This window comes from uncultured Treponema sp., from assembly GCF_934725225.1.
Classification (GTDB): domain Bacteria; phylum Spirochaetota; class Spirochaetia; order Treponematales; family Treponemataceae; genus Treponema_D.
The window spans coordinates 152,941-169,817 of the sequence record NZ_CAKVAM010000001.1; the positions used below are offsets into that span (position 1 = coordinate 152,941).

The window sequence follows — 16,877 nt, forward strand, 5'->3', positions numbered from 1 at the left end:
AGAGGCTGAGAGAGTATTCCTAAGAGCCTAAGTGAGTATTCCTATGGGTCTTAGGAAGTATTACTTCAGGTCTTAGGGATATTCACTTAGGGAGTTAGGAAGTATTCCTTTTGGGCAAACATTCTATTCACGCCACTTTTCATCTTCTTCCTCTTCTTTTACGGAATCAGGAAGAACTGTTTTTCTTGCGGCAGCTGCATTTTCAGAAGAGTCTTTTGACTTTCTAGGTGAACCGCCGAATTTTTCATCAAGCGAATATTTTTTTACAATTTTTGTTGTGATTTTTGAGTAAAGAAAAAAGCTTAATACAAGTCCGATTGTAAAGCTTCCAAACAGTGCATTTCCATACGCTTCAAAACTAGCCGCATGAAAAACAAATTTCAAAAAGACAAAGCAAATTCCAAAAAGCGAGCCAATTATCAGCGCAGTAAAAAGAATGTTCACAATGCTTGAAATCAATATATATAGAAGATAAAAAACTTTTTTGTTCATAATTTATTCCTTTTTATTGTTTTCGTGGTCAGATTTTACCTGAAACACAAACGTTATTACAAAAATAATTCCACAGACAACAACCGCGACATCTGCAACATTGAATGTCGGCCAGCGTTCCATTCCGAAAAGTCCAAAAAAATAGCAGTCAACAAAATCAACAACTCCTTCTGAACGGAAAAAGCGGTCAATCAAATTTCCAATTCCGCCGCCAAGAATTCCGCAGATAGCCCACCGCTGAAGCTTTGTAAATTCATTGTTTCTAAAATAAATCACATAAACCGCAATAATCACAAGAAGCGGAAGCAACGCAAAGAGAATTCCTCTAAGCCCGTCGGAAAGCCCCGAACCCATACTGAACGCAATCGCATTGTTGCGGACATGAATTAAGCGCAGATATTTTCCAAAAATTTCAATTACAGCATCATCGGCAAAAACTGTAAGTCGCGGAATAAATTTCACAACAAGGCACTTTGTAATCTGATCAAGAAGAATCACCGCAAAAGAAAGTGTAAGCGGCAAAAGTTTGTTTTTTGTGTTCTGATTCATAGAATAATTATAGTACAAAAACGCCGGGCTTTACAACAATTCAAAATGCACTTGAAGCAGATTCGCATTTTCTCTATTATTTTGGCATGAAATGGCTGATTGCTTCTGATATACATGGCTCATCTTTTTATTGCAAAAAACTTCTTGAAAAATTCACTGAAGAAAAGGCAGACAGGCTTTTGCTTTTAGGCGACATTTTGTATCATGGTCCAAGAAATGACTTGCCGAAAGAATACAATCCAAAAATTGTAACTGCGCTTTTAAATGAAGTTTCAGAAAAAATCACTTGCATAAGAGGAAACTGCGATTCCGAAGTAGACCAAATGGTCTTGAATTTTCCGATTATGGCGGAATATGCAATTCTCGATGTTGGAAGCAAACTTATTTTTGCAACCCACGGACACATTTTTAACGAGGTAAATCCTTTAAAAATGCCAAACGGAAGCATTTTGCTCTGCGGACATTTCCATGTGCCAAAAATTGTTAAGCACGAAAACTATCTGTACCTAAATACAGGGTCAGTTTCGCTACCAAAAGAAAATTCCTGGCACAATTATATAGTTTTTGATGGGGACAGATTTTGCTGGAAAGACCTGGAAAGCAATGAAGAAAAACTTAGTATCCGCTTATCATCTGAGTATTGATAAAATCTGTCAGAACTGTACCCAAATGATTTGACATATATCCGCTTCTGTCTGGGTATACCCCAAGAACTGTACCCAAAACTGGCTCTGTATTTTCAACAGGACCAAAGCCTTTTGTTGTATAATCATCTATGTAAGCCAAATCAAAGCTACCGAATATTTTTACAAAACTTTTTTGGCTTACAGACTGCATTGAGCCAGACAAATCTTCATCTGTAACCAAGAAAATTGTATCTTTTTCTGTAGGATTGCACAACGAAAGCAAAATCCAAAACTTTTCGTTTATAAAATCTGAATTTTTTTGAGTCTGCTCATATTTTTCAGGATTAAAAATCTTTTGTGTTATTGCCAAAAATCGCCTTATCCACTTTAAATCTATACCCTTTTTTGAGGCCAGATTAATTTCATCATAAAAATCCAAGGAATAAACAGAAAATCCATTATATGCAAGTTTGTAAAAAAATGATGTGTAAATTTCAGAATCTGCTGTTTCTGGCGGCGCAAACAAAACAATTTTTCTTCCTGCAGGACTTTCTGTTTCCGGCTCAAAATTATAAAGTCTTGCAGAAGGAATTGTAAAAGGCTTTTTTAATTCTGAAAATCCTTTTTGAAAACTTCCTGAATACAAAACCGTATTTTGCTTTACAGGCAGGCGATTTTTTTTAGGATTTATCGGGCGGAAATAAATGACTGCAAAAATCATCAGCGCGGCAAAAAGAGCATTTAGCGAGCAAATCAAAATAAGCTTTAATTCATACTGATCCAAAATAACATCAGAGAACATCCTTAAAACGGAGCGGACATTCCAAACGGCAGACAAAAATGCAAGCGCAAAAATCAGAAAATTTTCAACAGAAAGCGTAAAAACAAAAATGTTTATAACTGCAATAAAAAGCCCCGCAAAAGGCGCAATCGATAGAGAATCTTTTCTGGAATGATTTACAAAAACAAATCTGGCGTTTCCAATAAAAAGCAGCGCAAGAACAAGCAAGTCTGCCAAAGTCTGGTTTGTCATTTTAACTTTTCCTGTGTTTCCTTGATGATTTTTTGGAACTGCTCAAGCGATTTTTCTATGCTGAACTGGCGCGCATGGCTGATAATTTTTTCTTTTTTGAATGTGCCTTTTGAATCAAGCTGTTCAAATTCAAGAATTGAAGACGCAACGCTGTCTGTTTCCTGCTTGTCAAAGAAGATGCCTGTTTTTCCGTCAATGACAGTTTCCAAAGCCCCGCCTTTTCCAAATGCAATTACAGGCCGGCCGCAAGCCTGAGCTTCCAAAGGTGTAAGCCCCAAATCTTCTTCCGCGCAAAAAATAAGAGCACGGCAACGCTGAAGATATGAGCGCACTTCTGAATCTTCTGCTCTTCCTGCAAAAAGAATATTCTTTTCGTTTCCTGCAAGTTTCTTTAGATTTTCCATTTCAGAGCCAGCACCGATAACGACAAGTTTGCGTCCAAGTTTTTTACACGCGCTCACAGCCAAATCAATGCGCTTGTAAGGCACAAGGCGGGAAAAAGCGACATAAAAATCTTCAGGCTCAACATCAGCAGGAAAAAACCGTTCAGTGTTTATAGGGCAATAAACAACTTTAGCATCCAAGTTCCAGAATTTTTTTATACGCCGGGCAATGTAATTTGAATTCGCAACAACAGCGTCAATTCTCTGGCTTGAAATAAAATCCCACTGCCGCAAAGCAGGAATCCAGCGGTTCATAAAAAAGCGAGTCAGTTTTCCGCTTCTCTTTCTGTAGTCAAAAAACAAATCCCAGGCATAACGCATTGGAGAATGAATATATGCAATATGTGGAACAGAAGGCGGAGTAATTACACCTTTTGCACAGCAAGATGAAGAGCAAAGCACCAAGTCATATCCTGAAAAATCAAAGGATTCAAACGCATTCGGCATGAACTTTAAAAGCTTTGTATAAATCCGCGAAGCAAAAGGAAGTTTCTGTATATATGAAGTATAGATTTTATTCTTGGCAAAATGGCTGCCCATCTTTTTTTTGTTGTACACAAGAGTGTAAATGTCAGCATCTGGATAAAGACGAAGCATATATTCAACCCAAGTTTCCGCGCCGCCATAATTTACAAGCCAGTCATGTACAATTGCAACTTTCATTTTTGTTTTCCTATGAGTGAATTTTAATGTAAATCTGAATTGTTTTCAATGAATTTCAGTCTGAAAGAGCTTGAACCCAAGCCTGCATAAGAATTCCAAAAGCAACGCCAACATTTAAAGACGCTTTTAATCCTGTCATCGGAATTGTAACTCTTCCGTAATTGGCTCTTTTTAACGCTTCTGGGCTTACTCCAAGTTCTTCCGAGCCGATTATTACGATTCCTTCTTTTGGAAAAGAAAATTCAGTTATTGGAGTTCCGCCTGTTTCCAAAACAAAAACAGGCTTGTCCTGCGGAAGTTCTTCCAAGGAACATCTTTTGTAGCCCAAAGTTTCTATGCAGCCCATTCCGCTTCTTAACGCGCGAGGCTGATTTGGATCTGTGCAGTTCGGGGAAATAAAAACACTTTCGCAGCCCATCGCTTCCGCAGTTCTAAAAATAGAACCGATATTAAACGGAGAGCGGATGTCTTCCGCATAAACACTCACGCCTTTGAAAAATTTTCTGCTTTGGACATAAAGATTTTCATTAGAATGCGGCGCAATAACTAAATCCCATTCAGCCGGAAAAGTTCCTATGATAGCAAGCAAAGAATTCCGGGCAAAATTACAAACCCTTCGCTCATCAAAATTTTCCGCTTCAATAAGTTTTTTCAGTTCTTCGGCGGCACTTTCTGGAAGTTTTGGGTCATCCAGCACAATCCGCGCAACAGTTTTTGTATATTCTGCGCGTGCCATTCCCGGAAAATTATATTCAGTTCCATGTTCTGCAATGCCGGCAATATCGCGTTCAAGCTCGCCAAAAGTAAGAGCCAGCTTGCGTCTTTTTTGTCCCGGTTCAAGCTGAAAAAGTTTTCCAGGATTTATCATCAGTAAGCCTTCTTTATGATTTCAAACAAATCGTCAGTTGTCATGCTGCGCTGAAGACTGTTCATAAGCTCAAGCTCGCCTGCATCTTCCGCCGCAACAGAAAGCTGTTCTATAGAAAGCGAAAGGTCTTTTAAACGTGCCGGAATATTTATCTTTGCGATTTTTTGCCTTACATAGTCCGCAAGAGAAGCAACAGCCGAAGAAACTGAATCTTCCGGGCGGGAAGCATTCAAAAGTCGCGAAAGAACCGCAAGTTTTTCAGCCTTGAAAGAAGCCGCATCTTCAATAATATACGGAAGCAAAATTGCAGAAATCAGCGAGCGGGAAATTTTATACCGAGAATTTATTGCAAGCGAAAGAAGATTTGCAGCACCAAAAGAACTTGAGGCAGCTCCCAAAGAAGCCATGCATCCGCCCTGAGCCAAAAGAACTTCCTGCGGAGTTGTAACAGAAAGATTCGGCGCACCATCTTCGGCATAGCTCAAAAGCTGAACGGATTTTTCGATAATCATATCGCTGAAAAAAGTAGATTTCTGGCTTAAATATCCTTCAACCGCAAAAGCCAAGGCTTCAATTGCCATACAAGAAATTTGCTTTTCTGTCAAAGCCATCTGAAGATTCGGATCCCAAATAACAAGCTTGCAAAGTCCGTTTTGCGTTTTTATAAGCTTTACTTTTGTTGAACGCGCATCAGTTATAAAAGCTCTGTCTGTAAAAATAAAATTATCTCTGTTCGTTGAAGGCAGACAGATAAGCGGAAGAATTTTTTTAGGCGGAACTAAATTTTCATCAATGTAATCGTAGATGCTCTTGGAATCTTCGTAATAAAGAGCACAGACAATGCGGGCAAGCGAAAGTGTTTTTCCGCCGCCAACAGCAATAACTCCATGAACTTTTGCATCCTGAGCAAGCTTTAAAACAACTTTTGCAGTTTCTGAGTCAGCTCCAAGCGGAATTTCGTCAAAAACAAAATAATCAACATTTCTTTCTTTAAGAGATGCCGTAACTTTTGAAGCTGTTCCAGACTCCTTTAGAACAGGATCCATTAAAACTAAAAAATTAGAGCCATACTCCAACGCATACTGACCAAGCCGAGTCGCAGTATAAGAACCAAGAACAATATTAGGTGAAATTTTGAATATAAAATCTGCCATATCAGAAAAAAACTCCTGCAAAAAAAAAGAGCGGAACTATTCCGCCCTAATTTATCCCCTGCAAAAAAATACGGAAATTACAAACCGTAAGCGCTAAGAATTTGATCCGCAGTAGCTGCAATCGTAGCTTCATTGAGGTAATTTGGATCTTGAATCTTGAGCTTTATCTGCTCCACCAGCTCAGAACGAACATCTGGAGTTTCCTCTGCCACTTTATTCATAAACATAGCTTCTGCCATAGCTTTGGCTTCATCGGAAACACTGATTTCATCAGACGCATACTGAGAACCTGCAACATTATTTGAACGCTTTGTGTTCTGCAATGTGTTTAGAGCATTAACCTCTGAAATCTTGTTTATCATCATATCTTGCCTCTCTTATTTTATCGGAAGATTCCTCTGAAATCTTGACATTTTTATTTCCTGAAATAAAAACGGCAAATTCCCCAAGAATCTTCTGACGGGAACTGTAATCTTCAAAAACTTCCTGCGCCGTGCCTTCTGTTATTTCTTCATGAAGTTTTGTAAGCTCCCTGCCCACAACAACACGGCGACTGCTTTCAATATCGGCAATATCCGACAGAAGTTTTACAATTCTAAACGGACTTTCGTACAAAATAACGGCATCTCCAGTTTCCAAAAGCTCCTTTACCCGGCTTTTTCTTCTGCCCGGCTTTGGAGAAAGGAAACCTTCAAAAATCAAAGTTTTTCCACCTGCGCCTGCAACACTTGCCAATGCCGCAAAAGCGCTTGCCCCTGGAATCGGAATAACAGAATGACCTGCTTTGCGCGCAAGACCTGCAAGAACCGCCCCTGGATCACTTATTCCGGGAGTTCCAGCATCGCTTGCATAGGCAACTTTCTGACCTTCATCAAGCAGCTTTATAATTTTTTCAGATGCAAACTGCTCATTCTGCGCCCTGCAGCTGACCAAAGGCTTTCGGATTTCAAAATGATTCAACAATTGAAGCGTATGGCGAGTATCTTCCGCCGCAACAACGTCAACACTTTTCAAAATTTCAACAGCCCTAAAAGTCATATCGCCCAAATTTCCAATGGGCGTAGCTACAATATATAATTCCGACACCGTATTTATAGTATACAATTACTAATATTTTTTTGCAATGTTTAAAAGCAGCTTTGGGATTTTTCTTCGGCTTAACTTCGCGGAAAAAAAACCGATAATTAAGCGAGGACTTGTTTTAAATTCTGCTTCTGCTAAAAACTGGCTCTCGAACTTATCAAAGAAAAATTAGAAGGTAAAAATACAATGACAAAAAAAGAAAGAATTGCCGCAACTCTTACAGGAATTGCCTTGTATTGCGTGGCGGCTTTATTTTCTATAGGTCTTTTTCTTGGCGCGCTGGACTTCGGACTTTCCTCAGGAAAAAATATTCTTTTTAAAATGGGAGAAATGCTCGTTTCTGTTTATGGAATCTGCTCCATTTTAATTCCTGCGTTTTTCTTTGTGGCAGGCTCGTTTTGTTTAAGCGCAAAATGGTCAGTTCAAAGAGCTTTTATTCTTTTAATAAGCATTGTTCCATTTTTTACACTTGTAATCGCCGAGCGGACTTCCCAGACGATTGCAGCTCAAGACACAAGCCCGATTGCCTTTGTTAAAATTTTTACATTGGTTGCAATTGCGCTTCTTCTTGTTGCGCTTGAATATCTGCTTGCCGTAACCGCCGCAACTTACATTGAAAAAGCTGTGGAACGAAAAATTTCCATCGACATAAAAAAAATCAAGATTAATCCCAAAAAAATAAAAACAATTATCAAGAGCAAGCTGAATTTTCCAAAGCCAAAAATTTCCGTTAAAGTCAAAAAAGAAGAAACGCCGGAAGAGGAAGAGGAAAAAATTCCCGAGGAAGAACTTGATTTTGAAATTCCGCCAAAAAAAGTCCGTGGCGTCTGGTCAATCGATTCAGAAGGAAATGTAAAAGGCAAAGTTTCCGCGCCGGAAGAAAAACACAATGAAACTGTTCAGGAAGAAATTCAAATTCCTGAAAATGAAGATTCCGCTGAAGAAAATGAAGAAGACATAATCGATTTGTTTGAAAAAAGCTCAATGGATTTGACAGAAGAAATTTCAAAAGCCGAGCAGGAAGAACTTGAAGAAAATTCCGAGCAAATTGATTACAACATTGATTTTGAAGAGCCGGAAGATTTTTCAGAAGAGCAAGCCGACGAATATTTTGACATTCAAGATGAAAACGAGATTGAAGACTCAGAAAATTTTGAAACCGAAAATCAGGCTGATGAAACGGAACTTTCGGAAGACGACTTTGAAATAAAAGATGAAACCGAAGAAGATTCAGACGAAAATGAAAATCAAGAAACTGAAAACGATTTTGAAATAGAAGATTTCAGCACTGAAGAAAATTTTGAAGAGCCAGAAGAAACGCAAGAAATTTCTTTTGAAAATGCAGATTGCCAAGAAAATGTTCCAGCTGAAAATTCCAATGCTGAAACAAATGAAGAAAATTCTTTATATGAAAAAAAATCTTCGCCTTCAAATCTTGAAAGTGTTTTTTCAAAAATGGAAGAAGACGCTCGAATTCAGGTTGAAAAAGAAAATATTACGGCTCAAGAAAAAAATTCCGCGCCAATCGCATTTACAACAACAGAAGACGGAAACACAAAGCCAATTCCGCTTCCGCCGAAAAAGAAAAACAACGGCCCGTATAAAATTTCCACGGACCTGCTTACAGCTTATGACGAAAACAAATACTGGATTATCGATGAAGAAACCGAGCAAGCTGCAAAAAGCCTAAAAGACACTTTAAGTGAATTTAAAATCGATGCGGAAGTTACGGGAATAAGAAAAGGTCCTGTTGTAACAATGTTCGAACTTCTTCCAGCTCCGGGAGTAAAATTAAGCAGAATCGTTGCTCTTTCAGACAACATTGCATTGCGTCTTGCGGCAAGTTCAGTCCGCATTGTCGCTCCAATTCCAGGAAAACGCGCCGTCGGAATTGAAGTTCCAAACAGAAACCGCGCGATTGTTTCGTTCAGGGAATGCATTGAGCAGCAAAGAAATGAATGGAAAAAAATGGCAGTTCCTGTTGTGCTTGGAAAAGATATTCAAGGCGAAACTCAAATAATGGATCTTGTAAAAACTCCGCATCTTTTGATTGCCGGTTCAACTGGAGCCGGAAAATCGGTCTGCGTAAACAGCATGATTCTAAGCATTTTGTACAAACGGAATCCGCATGAAGTAAAGATGATTCTTATTGACCCGAAAATAGTCGAGCTGAAACTTTACAATGGAATTCCGCACCTTTTGACTCCAGTTATAACAGAACCAAAAAAAGCGATGCAGGCTCTTCAATATTGCCTTTGCGAAATGGAACGCCGCTACGCAGTTTTGGACAGCATGGGATGCCGCGACATAGCAAACTACAACCGGAAAATTGTTGAGCAGCACATAGCAACGGAAAAACTTCCGTACTTAATCGTAATAATCGATGAATTTGCGGACTTGATGGCAACAACTGGAAAAGCACTTGAAGGCGTTGTAGCTCGTCTTGCAGCAATGAGCCGTGCGGTTGGAATTCACCTTGTTCTTGCAACACAGCGTCCTTCCGTAGATGTAATTACAGGTCTCATAAAGGCAAATATTCCAAGCCGAATTGCATTCATGGTTGCCGCAAAAATGGACAGCCGAATAATTATCGACCAAGTTGGAGCAGAAAAACTTCTTGGAAAAGGCGATATGCTTTATGCCAGCGCAACAGATCCTTTCCCAGTAAGAATCCAAGGAGCATTTGTAAGCGATCAGGAAGTTGAAAATGTTGTTGAAGCCGTAAAAGCCTGGGGCGAGCCGGAATACATTGACGATGAAATTTTCGTTGATGATGAAGATGACGAAAACGCAGACCAGCTTTCTCTTTTTGGAGAAGGCGCAGAAGATCCTCTTTATGAAAAAGCTCTGGACATTGTAGTTCAAGCTGGAAAAGCAAGCGCAAGCTATATTCAGCGCAGACTGAGCATTGGGTATAACCGAGCAGCCCGGCTTGTAGAAGAAATGGAAGAGCGCGGAATTGTAGGACCTGCAAACGGCTCCAAACCACGCGAAATTATTCATATGCCATAAAAAGGCTAAATAAAATGAAAAAGATTATAACATTTATCGCATTGACAATTTTTGCAATTTGTGCATTTTCTCAAAATAAAATCAAATTCAATGAAACTTGGAGCTACGTTCTTACAGGATATGAAAATGAATTTTCCGCGGACTTGCCGATAACTGACCTTTGCTACTTTAGCGCAGAAATAAATGAGTACGGAGAAATTCCTTCAATCCCAAACAGGAAAACAATTCCGCCTGAATTCAATGGAAGAGTCCATCTTGTTGCAATTTGTGAAAGCCGTTCACTAAGCCACTTTGTAATCGACCCGAAATACAAAGTTTCGAAAAAAATAATTAAAACTCTGGCAGAAGCAACAAAAAATTTCGATGGCCTTCAAATTGACTTCGAGCTTGTTCCAAAACGCGATGCTGAAAATTTTAAGGCTTTTCTTAAAAAACTGAAAAAAGCAATCGGCAAAGACAAAATGCTTTCCGTATGTGTTCCTGCAAGAACAAAGTCAATTCAAGATGATGTCTATGATTACACAGAACTTGCATCTTGCGCAGACAGAATTTTTATAATGGCTTACGACCAGCACTGGGCAAAAAGTACGCCAGGACCTGTTTCCGGAATGGACTGGTGTAAAAAAATTGCGGATTACGCTTTAAATTCAATTCCTTCTGAAAAAATAATAATGGGCTTACCTTTTTACGGAAGAAGCTGGGCAGAACCAAATTTTTCCAAAGCCTGGTATAACAGCGGAATCAACAGAATCCTTGGCGAAAATTCTGCATTGGAAGAAGTTCAAAGAACCGAAGGAATTCCGCATTTTGAATTCAAAACAGAAATCACAGTAAAAGGCTGGTTCGATGACAAGGAATCTTTAGCAGCAAGATGCCTTATGCTTTCCGAAAAAAACATTCCAAACGCCGGCTTCTGGAGAATTGGTCAGGAAGACAAAGAGTTCTGGCAAATTCTTTCTGTTCAGGATTAAATTTTCATTCTGAAAGAAATTTGTCATTATCGGGCTTGACCCGATAATCTGCTGAAAATTTAAAATAGGTTTCCAAGTCAAGCCGGGGAATGACAATTGTTCAGCATGAGAATAATATCGTATCAATATCCATCGCTCATGCTTCTGTTTATATCGCGCTGATAAAGTTCCTGATAAACAAGGCTGCGTTTCTTTAAATCTTCTTTTGTTTCCTGCGGGAAAGGAATATAACGCCAGAAAATTCCGCGGACTTCTTTTTCAAGTTTCTGTGTTCCCATAGATTCTTTTGTCATCCAAAGAATATAGTCCTCTATAAAGAACTGCTTTATGTCGCCCTTCATTTTGTGCTCTTCAAGATACTGATAATAATGTCCAGTAAGTCCGTCGCTCATCCAGTCGAATGAAGCTTTTTCTTTTGCAACTTGCCATCTTAAATCAGCAACCGCAGTAAGGCACGCAATTTTTAAATCACGCGGATACATCGGAATCGCAATACGGCCGCGGCTAGAAAGTCTGTTGTAACGGTCAAACGGCTCCCAGCAAAATCCAACGTCGCCATAAGTCGGAACAAGCAAAACATAAGGAACAATTCTATGCGGAACATTTTTATGTATGCGGCAAAAACACTGCGGGTCAATTGATTCTATCCAAGAAAGCTCGCGGATTACATTTTCGCGGAATCCGGTTCCTTTTTCTGTGCAGTGGAAAAATTCCCTCGTAAAAATCGGATACTGATTTCCTTGGCGTCCGCAAGTCATCTTTGCCATCTGGCGGATTGTGCTCATTTCACCAAGAATTTCTTCTTTTCCAACATTGACTTCTTCCACAAAATCAGTTGACTTGTCATTGAGGCTCTGCTCAGTCTGTTTTGCTTCCTTAAAATCCTCAAGATGCTTTGAAAGCTCCTTGTCTATTTTTTGAAGCTGGCGGAAATCGTTTATAATGTCTGAAAAAAGTTTTCTCTGCAAATCTGTGTAAGGATTTTTATGCGGCTCAAGTCCGGGCAATGAATCATGCTGAAAAATATCACGAATTTTGCCTTCAACTGAATTTTCCAAATTTGCCCGTTCAGCTTCCTTTGCATTCAAAAGGCTTTCCGAAGTCTGGATTTTTCCGCTGTTCTTGCTTTTTAAAGCCATGATATGCTGCTGTTCCGCGGCAGGTCCTTTTGCAGCTCCTCTTACAGGAATTTCATCAGTCGTACTAGGCTTCATGTGTCCAAGCGCAACAGAACGAATCCATTCATCCATATAAAGAATCGGCTCATAAGTATTGTTCTTGTCTATCGCGCGGGCAAACATATTTTTTTGCTCTGGAGTTGCCAAGGACGGAAGCAAAATGCCGAACCGCATAGCCATTCTTTTGCAATCTTCAATGGAAGAACTTGCCATTTTTGGAGCAAGATTTCTTAAAAATTCCCAATAAGCCGTGATTATCTGCTGGCGATAAACTGTGCGGTCTTTTTTGTCCTGGCAATTAAGATATTTTACCAAAAGAGAATGAAGCCTCTGCGAACTTGTGCCTTCTCCTGTGAGGCATTTTTTATAATACGAAGGGTCGTCGTAGCATTTGCTTGGAGTATCTTCAAAATATTTTTCAATTGGAGCAAATGATTTTATATTCAAATCAACTTCAGGAACACAACCGTTCATTTTGGGCTTGCCTGATGCTTTTTCAGCTACAAAATTTTCAAAGTCTTTATTCTGCGACCCGCCAAAAGAAGAAAAGTCATCTTTTTTAGACGCATTGAATTCCACTTCCGGAATTTCATCTTGAGTATCAGCAAGCAAGGCGGCAATACTTGGATCAATATCATCATCAAAAGCCATGTTGTTCTCCAACTTTATTTAAATGCATTTTATAAAAAAATTTTCATCTTATTATAACATGACTATCTTAGTATTGCAAAGCAATAAATGTTATAAACAAAATCTATAGCCAAGTATAAAAATATAATAATTGACAGTTCAGGCAAGAAAAGATATTTTTAGCTTATCTTAAATATTTTTGGAGGAAAAAAATGAAAAAAATATTAACATTGACTGCGGCAATTTTTGCAGCCGCTCTTTTGTCCGCACAGGCAAAACTAAAAGTTGGAGCAACTCCTGTTCCTCATGCAGAAATGCTCAATCTTGTAAAGGACGATTTAAAAGCTCAAGGCGTTGACATTCAGGTTATTGAAATGACAGATTATGTTATTCTTAACGATGCCCTTGAAAGCGGCGAGCTTGACGCAAACTTTGACCAGCACATTCCTTACATGGAATCCACAAACAAGGAAAAAGGCTATCATCTTGTAAATGCAGGCGGAATCCACATTGAGCCAATCGCCCTTTATTCAAAAAAAGTTTCAAAGCTTTCTGACTTGAAGAAAAAGGCGACAATTGCAATTCCAAACGATCCTACAAACGGAGGACGCGCGCTTTTGCTTCTTCAGGCGGCAGGACTTATTGAACTTAAAAAAGATGCAGGAATCACAGCGACAACGCTCGACATTGCAAAAAATCCGCTTAAGCTTAAATTCAAAGAGCTTGACGCAGCTTCAATTCCACGCACTTTGAACGATGTTGATGCAGCTGTTATCAACGGAAACTACGCAATTCCAGCAGGACTTTCTGCAACAAAAGACGGACTTTTTGTAGAAGGAAAAGATTCGCCTTATGTTAACATTATTGTTGTAAAGGACGGAAACCAGAACGACCCTCGCGTAAAAGCGCTTGTAAAGGCATTGCAGAGCGACAAAATCAAGAATTACATTTCTGAAAAATTCAAAGATGGCGAAGTTGTAGCCGCATTCTAAAATTGAACTTTAAAGATAAAAAGGACTTGCATTTGATTGTAAGTCCTTTTTTATTTTAAATTGAAATCTGCTTTAATATTTTTGTAAGTTCTGTTTTTTCTATTAAATCGATTGGGCGGCCTTCAATATACTTTTTGCTTTCTTCTGAAAAAATTCCTGCAGAAACACAAAATCCGCGCTCAGCATTTACATCGCTCATGTGCTCGTGGAATTCTCTGATGTAAATTTCGCCGACAGAACCTGTTGTCCTAAAAAATCTAAACAAGACAACATCTTGCCAAGTTGCCGCGAAAATTTCAGTCAGAATATCAGTGTAAAGAGAATCGTTTTCTATGTTTTGGATTTTTACATTTGAATTTTTATACTTAGTCAAAATAAATTTCCGGCAAAGCGTTACAAAATCGTTGCTGTTTGCGGAAATATAAATTTGCAAATTGCTGTTCTGGCTTAGCTCCTGATAACGGTTTATAAGCGAATTTACATCTTTATAATTTTGAACAGAATTTCGGATTGCCTTTAAAAGCGCAAGGCCTTTTGCAATCTGCTTCTTTTCAAAATAGCAACGTGCAAGATTGTATTCAATTTCAACCCTTATGTCAGAAGGCTCGTTTTCGTGCTTAAGTCCGATTTCATAATCCTGAATTGCGGAATTCAAATCATTTATTTTTGTATGAAAAACTCCAGCCCTAAGACAAGACCTTGCGCCATAAACTGGATCAGCTCTAAGATGCATGAAAATTTTTATAGCACGGTCGCCACGTCCTTCCTGAAACATTGCATCCGACATATTGAAAAGCGCTTCTTTGTTTGAAGGATCTTCATCAAGGGCTTTTTTAAAAAATGAAAGACTTTCGCGGTACTTTTTGGCAAAATAAAGGCTTTGTGCAAGCAAAAAATAAACGCCAGAAGATTCAGGTTTGGCAAGAATCGCTTTTTTAAACAAAGGCACAGATTTTTCATAAAGCTTTTGGTTGAACATCGCCTTGCCAAGATAAAAATTATTTTCAAAGCTAACCGAATTTATTTTGTATGCACTCACCAAAGCTTGAACCGCTTCTGGATTTTTTCCAAGCTGAAGCGCGCTAATTCCAAGCCGCAAAAAACACTCGCCTAGATTAACAACTCCAGATTTTGAATCAAGTTTTGAAATGTCGTTATAAATCAAATATGCCTTGTCCCAAATTTGGCTCGAAAAATAAACATCGCCAAGCGGAATAAGTCCTGCCGGGTCATGCGGATTTTTCGCAAGTTTTTTATTCGCCTCTTTTATAATCTGAGCTTTATTCCTATTGCTAGTTTTTTTCTCTTTGGTGCTGCCGCCATTTTTTCCCATGAACAAAGTAAGAACTGCAACAAGAGCAATCATTATAACGCCAGCAATAAGATATGACATATTCTAAAACCTTCCTTAACAAAGCAAAATTATTTGAGGGAATTTCAAAAGTTCTTATGCCCCCCCCCGTTTATTATTTATCGGATTTTTTTAACCTTACCAAAAATTTAATTTTTTCGGCATTCCTGAACAAAATCTGCAATTCTATCCAAGGCAACTTTTATTTTATCAATAGCAGTTGCATAACAGCATCTTATGTGTCCTTCTCCGCCGGCTCCAAAAACGCTTCCTGGAACAACAGCAACATTATGCTTTTGAAAAAGCTTTGTGGCAAAGTCTTCGCTTGAAAGCCCTGTTGAAGAAATGTCCGGGAACATATAAAAAGCTCCGGAAGGCTCTGGAACAGGAAGTCCCATATCACAAAATGCCTTGTACATCAAATTTCTTCGCTGCTGATAGCTTACACGCATTTTTTCAACTTCAGACCAGCCGTTGCGCAAACCTTCCGTAGCCGCATACTGACTGAAAATTGGCGCGCAAATTGTATTGTATCCATGAAGCTTTACAATCTGAGCAAGAAGTTCAGCAGGAGCCGCAATATATCCAATTCGCCAGCCTGTCATTGCAAAAGATTTTGAAAATCCGTTAAGAATAATCGTGTAATCTTTCATTCCGGGGAAAGAGCCAATTGAAACATGTTCCGCTTCATCATAAGCAAGCTCGCAGTAAATTTCATCGCTTATAACCCAAAGCTGATGTTTTTTTACAATTTCCGCAATTTTTTCAAGTTCCTCTTTTGGAATCATTGTTCCAGTCGGATTGTTTGGAGAACAAATCATAACAGCTTTTGTTTTTGGAGTAAGTGCATTTTCAATTTGCTGTGCAGTCGGATAAAATCCATTTACGCTTGTATCAACAGGAACAACATTGACTTCGCAAAGACGCGCCAAAGGAACATAATTTACATAGCAAGGCTGGCATACAATAATTTCATCTCCGGGATTAAGAATTGCACGCAAAGAAGCATCAACGCCTTCACTTGCTCCAACCGTTATAAGAATTTCTTTCTGCGGATTATAATGCATATTGTATTTTTGCATATATTTTGAAATTTCTTCACGCAGCTCAAGCAAGCCCCAGTTTGAAGTATAGCTTGTATGTCCTTTTTCAAGATGATAAAAAGCTTCCTCACGAATGCACCAAGGAGTTGGAAAATCAGGTTCTCCAACAGAAAGCGAAATTACATCGTCATGCCCAATCAGCATTTCAAAAAATTTTCGGATTCCGCTTGGTGGAGTCTGCACCATTGACGAACTGAATTTATCTTCTCTTGTATTCATTTAAGCCATTGCTCCTTCCCGGCTGTCGGAATTTTCTTCTATATAAACAATATCATTTTCTTTGTAAGTCTTTAAAATAAAATGGGTTTTTGTTGAGCGCACACCTTGAAGCGTAGAAAGTTTTCTTGCAACAAAAAGCGCCACTTCCTGCAAAGTTTCGCCTTCAATTATTACTTTTAAATCGTAGCCGCCGCTCATAAGATAAAGAGATTTTACCTGCGGAAACCTGTAAATCCTGTCAGCAATTCCATCAAATCCATGCTCGCGTTCTGGTGTAACTTGAATTTCAATTTCCGCGCAGACTTTTTCTTTTGCCTTGGAATCTTTTTCAGGATTTATAATTGCGGCATATTTCATAATAACGCCGTCATTTTCAAGTTGCTGGATAATTGACTTGACTTCTTCAACTGATTTTTTTGTCATCGCGGAAATATCTTCTACAGAAATACGCGCATTGTCACGCAGCAAATTTAAAATTTCTTCTGTGCTGTCCATTTTTAACCTTCTATA

General features: G+C 38.8%; 16 protein-coding genes. 4 read left to right on the plus strand and 12 right to left on the minus strand.

The features are described from left to right. Positions 1 to 123: 123 nt before the first annotated feature. Positions 124 to 492 (minus strand): hypothetical protein, encoded by a 369-nt coding sequence (locus tag Q0H92_RS00825; RefSeq protein WP_296010542.1) that lies wholly within the window; start codon positions 490 to 492, stop codon positions 124 to 126. A 3-nt stretch (positions 493 to 495) separates the two neighbouring features. Beyond that, on the minus strand, positions 496 to 1,041 hold the full coding sequence (gene lspA / locus Q0H92_RS00830; RefSeq protein WP_296010545.1) for a signal peptidase II: 546 nt from the start codon (positions 1,039 to 1,041) through the stop codon (positions 496 to 498). A gap of 86 nt (positions 1,042 to 1,127) precedes the next feature. On the opposite strand from lspA, the gene yfcE reads away from it, so the two are divergent. After that, entirely contained in the window at positions 1,128 to 1,685 is a 558-nt protein-coding gene (gene yfcE, locus Q0H92_RS00835; protein ID WP_296010547.1) for a phosphodiesterase, read from the plus strand. Here yfcE and Q0H92_RS00840 read toward each other — a convergent pair. The 6 genes from Q0H92_RS00840 to rsmI all read right to left on the minus strand — a co-directional run bounded on the left by Q0H92_RS00840 (position 1,657) and on the right by rsmI (position 6,914). Next, the gene (locus tag Q0H92_RS00840; protein ID WP_296010550.1) at positions 1,657 to 2,700 is read right to left on the minus strand and encodes a hypothetical protein; all 1,044 of its coding nucleotides are present in this window, start codon (positions 2,698 to 2,700) and stop codon (positions 1,657 to 1,659) included. The two genes, yfcE and Q0H92_RS00840, sit on opposite strands and share 29 nt — an antisense overlap. Next, complete coding sequence (locus Q0H92_RS00845; RefSeq protein ID WP_296010553.1) at positions 2,697 to 3,806, minus strand: glycosyltransferase; 1,110 nt, start codon at positions 3,804 to 3,806, stop codon at positions 2,697 to 2,699. The genes Q0H92_RS00840 and Q0H92_RS00845 overlap by 4 nt, the downstream gene beginning before the upstream one ends. A gap of 55 nt (positions 3,807 to 3,861) precedes the next feature. Beyond that, entirely contained in the window at positions 3,862 to 4,674 is an 813-nt protein-coding gene (locus Q0H92_RS00850) for a TrmH family RNA methyltransferase (RefSeq protein ID WP_296010556.1), read from the minus strand. Continuing rightward, positions 4,674 to 5,828 (minus strand): iron-containing alcohol dehydrogenase, encoded by a 1,155-nt coding sequence (locus Q0H92_RS00855; RefSeq protein ID WP_296010558.1) that lies wholly within the window; start codon positions 5,826 to 5,828, stop codon positions 4,674 to 4,676. The genes Q0H92_RS00850 and Q0H92_RS00855 overlap by 1 nt, the downstream gene beginning before the upstream one ends. Positions 5,829 to 5,905: 77 nt before the next feature. Further along, entirely contained in the window at positions 5,906 to 6,193 is a 288-nt protein-coding gene (locus Q0H92_RS00860) for a flagellar biosynthesis anti-sigma factor FlgM (RefSeq protein WP_294015379.1), read from the minus strand. Next, entirely contained in the window at positions 6,165 to 6,914 is a 750-nt protein-coding gene (gene rsmI / locus Q0H92_RS00865; RefSeq protein WP_296010562.1) for a 16S rRNA (cytidine(1402)-2'-O)-methyltransferase, read from the minus strand. Before rsmI ends, Q0H92_RS00860 begins: the two co-directional genes overlap by 29 nt. Positions 6,915 to 7,097: 183 nt before the next feature. Between rsmI and Q0H92_RS00870 the strand changes: the two genes are divergently transcribed. Together Q0H92_RS00870 and Q0H92_RS00875 are read left to right on the plus strand one after the other, a co-directional pair. Next, a complete protein-coding gene (locus Q0H92_RS00870; protein ID WP_296010565.1) occupies positions 7,098 to 9,923 on the plus strand; it encodes a DNA translocase FtsK in 2,826 nt (941 codons plus the stop codon). 14 nt (positions 9,924 to 9,937) lie between these two features. Then, positions 9,938 to 10,894 carry a glycosyl hydrolase family 18 protein gene (locus tag Q0H92_RS00875; RefSeq protein WP_296010567.1) on the plus strand — a complete coding sequence of 319 codons (957 nt, stop codon included), beginning with the start codon at positions 9,938 to 9,940 and terminating at the stop codon, positions 10,892 to 10,894. A 122-nt stretch (positions 10,895 to 11,016) separates the two neighbouring features. Here Q0H92_RS00875 and Q0H92_RS00880 read toward each other — a convergent pair whose 3' ends face one another. Then, positions 11,017 to 12,723, minus strand: coding sequence for a hypothetical protein (locus Q0H92_RS00880; protein WP_296010570.1), 1,707 nt, complete (start codon positions 12,721 to 12,723; stop codon positions 11,017 to 11,019). 191 nt (positions 12,724 to 12,914) lie between these two features. Between Q0H92_RS00880 and Q0H92_RS00885 the strand changes: the two genes are divergently transcribed. Beyond that, positions 12,915 to 13,694 (plus strand): MetQ/NlpA family ABC transporter substrate-binding protein, encoded by a 780-nt coding sequence (locus Q0H92_RS00885; RefSeq protein WP_296010575.1) that lies wholly within the window; start codon positions 12,915 to 12,917, stop codon positions 13,692 to 13,694. Between the two features lie 55 nt (positions 13,695 to 13,749). Here the strand turns inward: Q0H92_RS00885 and Q0H92_RS00890 are convergent, their stop codons facing one another. From Q0H92_RS00890 to Q0H92_RS00900, 3 genes are all read right to left on the minus strand, one after another. Continuing rightward, positions 13,750 to 15,087: a tetratricopeptide repeat protein gene (locus Q0H92_RS00890; RefSeq protein WP_296010578.1), complete on the minus strand. Its 1,338-nt coding sequence runs from the start codon at positions 15,085 to 15,087 to the stop codon at positions 13,750 to 13,752. 107 nt (positions 15,088 to 15,194) lie between these two features. Further along, a complete protein-coding gene (locus Q0H92_RS00895; RefSeq protein ID WP_296010581.1) occupies positions 15,195 to 16,367 on the minus strand; it encodes an aminotransferase class I/II-fold pyridoxal phosphate-dependent enzyme in 1,173 nt (390 codons plus the stop codon). After that, positions 16,368 to 16,862, minus strand: a complete 495-nt coding sequence (locus Q0H92_RS00900; protein ID WP_013702642.1) for an Lrp/AsnC family transcriptional regulator — start codon at positions 16,860 to 16,862, stop codon at positions 16,368 to 16,370. Between the last annotated feature and the right edge of the window lie 15 nt (positions 16,863 to 16,877).

Bases quoted from the DNA above. Each gene is read 5' to 3' on its own strand.
- Q0H92_RS00855 (WP_296010558.1), bottom strand. From the start codon at position 5,828: ATGGCAGATTTTATATTCAAAATTTCACCTAATATTGTTCTTGGTTCT.
- Q0H92_RS00870 (WP_296010565.1), top strand. From the start codon at position 7,098: ATGACAAAAAAAGAAAGAATTGCCGCAACTCTTACAGGAATTGCCTTG.
- Q0H92_RS00885 (WP_296010575.1), top strand. From the start codon at position 12,915: ATGAAAAAAATATTAACATTGACTGCGGCAATTTTTGCAGCCGCTCTT.
- Q0H92_RS00845 (WP_296010553.1), bottom strand. From the start codon at position 3,806: ATGAAAGTTGCAATTGTACATGACTGGCTTGTAAATTATGGCGGCGCG.
- yfcE (WP_296010547.1), top strand. From the start codon at position 1,128: ATGAAATGGCTGATTGCTTCTGATATACATGGCTCATCTTTTTATTGC.
- Q0H92_RS00880 (WP_296010570.1), bottom strand. From the start codon at position 12,723: ATGGCTTTTGATGATGATATTGATCCAAGTATTGCCGCCTTGCTTGCT.
- Q0H92_RS00895 (WP_296010581.1), bottom strand. From the start codon at position 16,367: ATGAATACAAGAGAAGATAAATTCAGTTCGTCAATGGTGCAGACTCCA.
- Q0H92_RS00825 (WP_296010542.1), bottom strand. From the start codon at position 492: ATGAACAAAAAAGTTTTTTATCTTCTATATATATTGATTTCAAGCATT.
- lspA (WP_296010545.1), bottom strand. From the start codon at position 1,041: ATGAATCAGAACACAAAAAACAAACTTTTGCCGCTTACACTTTCTTTT.
- Q0H92_RS00850 (WP_296010556.1), bottom strand. From the start codon at position 4,674: ATGATAAATCCTGGAAAACTTTTTCAGCTTGAACCGGGACAAAAAAGA.
- Q0H92_RS00840 (WP_296010550.1), bottom strand. From the start codon at position 2,700: ATGACAAACCAGACTTTGGCAGACTTGCTTGTTCTTGCGCTGCTTTTT.
- Q0H92_RS00875 (WP_296010567.1), top strand. From the start codon at position 9,938: ATGAAAAAGATTATAACATTTATCGCATTGACAATTTTTGCAATTTGT.
- Q0H92_RS00890 (WP_296010578.1), bottom strand. From the start codon at position 15,087: ATGTCATATCTTATTGCTGGCGTTATAATGATTGCTCTTGTTGCAGTT.
- Q0H92_RS00860 (WP_294015379.1), bottom strand. From the start codon at position 6,193: ATGATGATAAACAAGATTTCAGAGGTTAATGCTCTAAACACATTGCAG.
- Q0H92_RS00900 (WP_013702642.1), bottom strand. From the start codon at position 16,862: ATGGACAGCACAGAAGAAATTTTAAATTTGCTGCGTGACAATGCGCGT.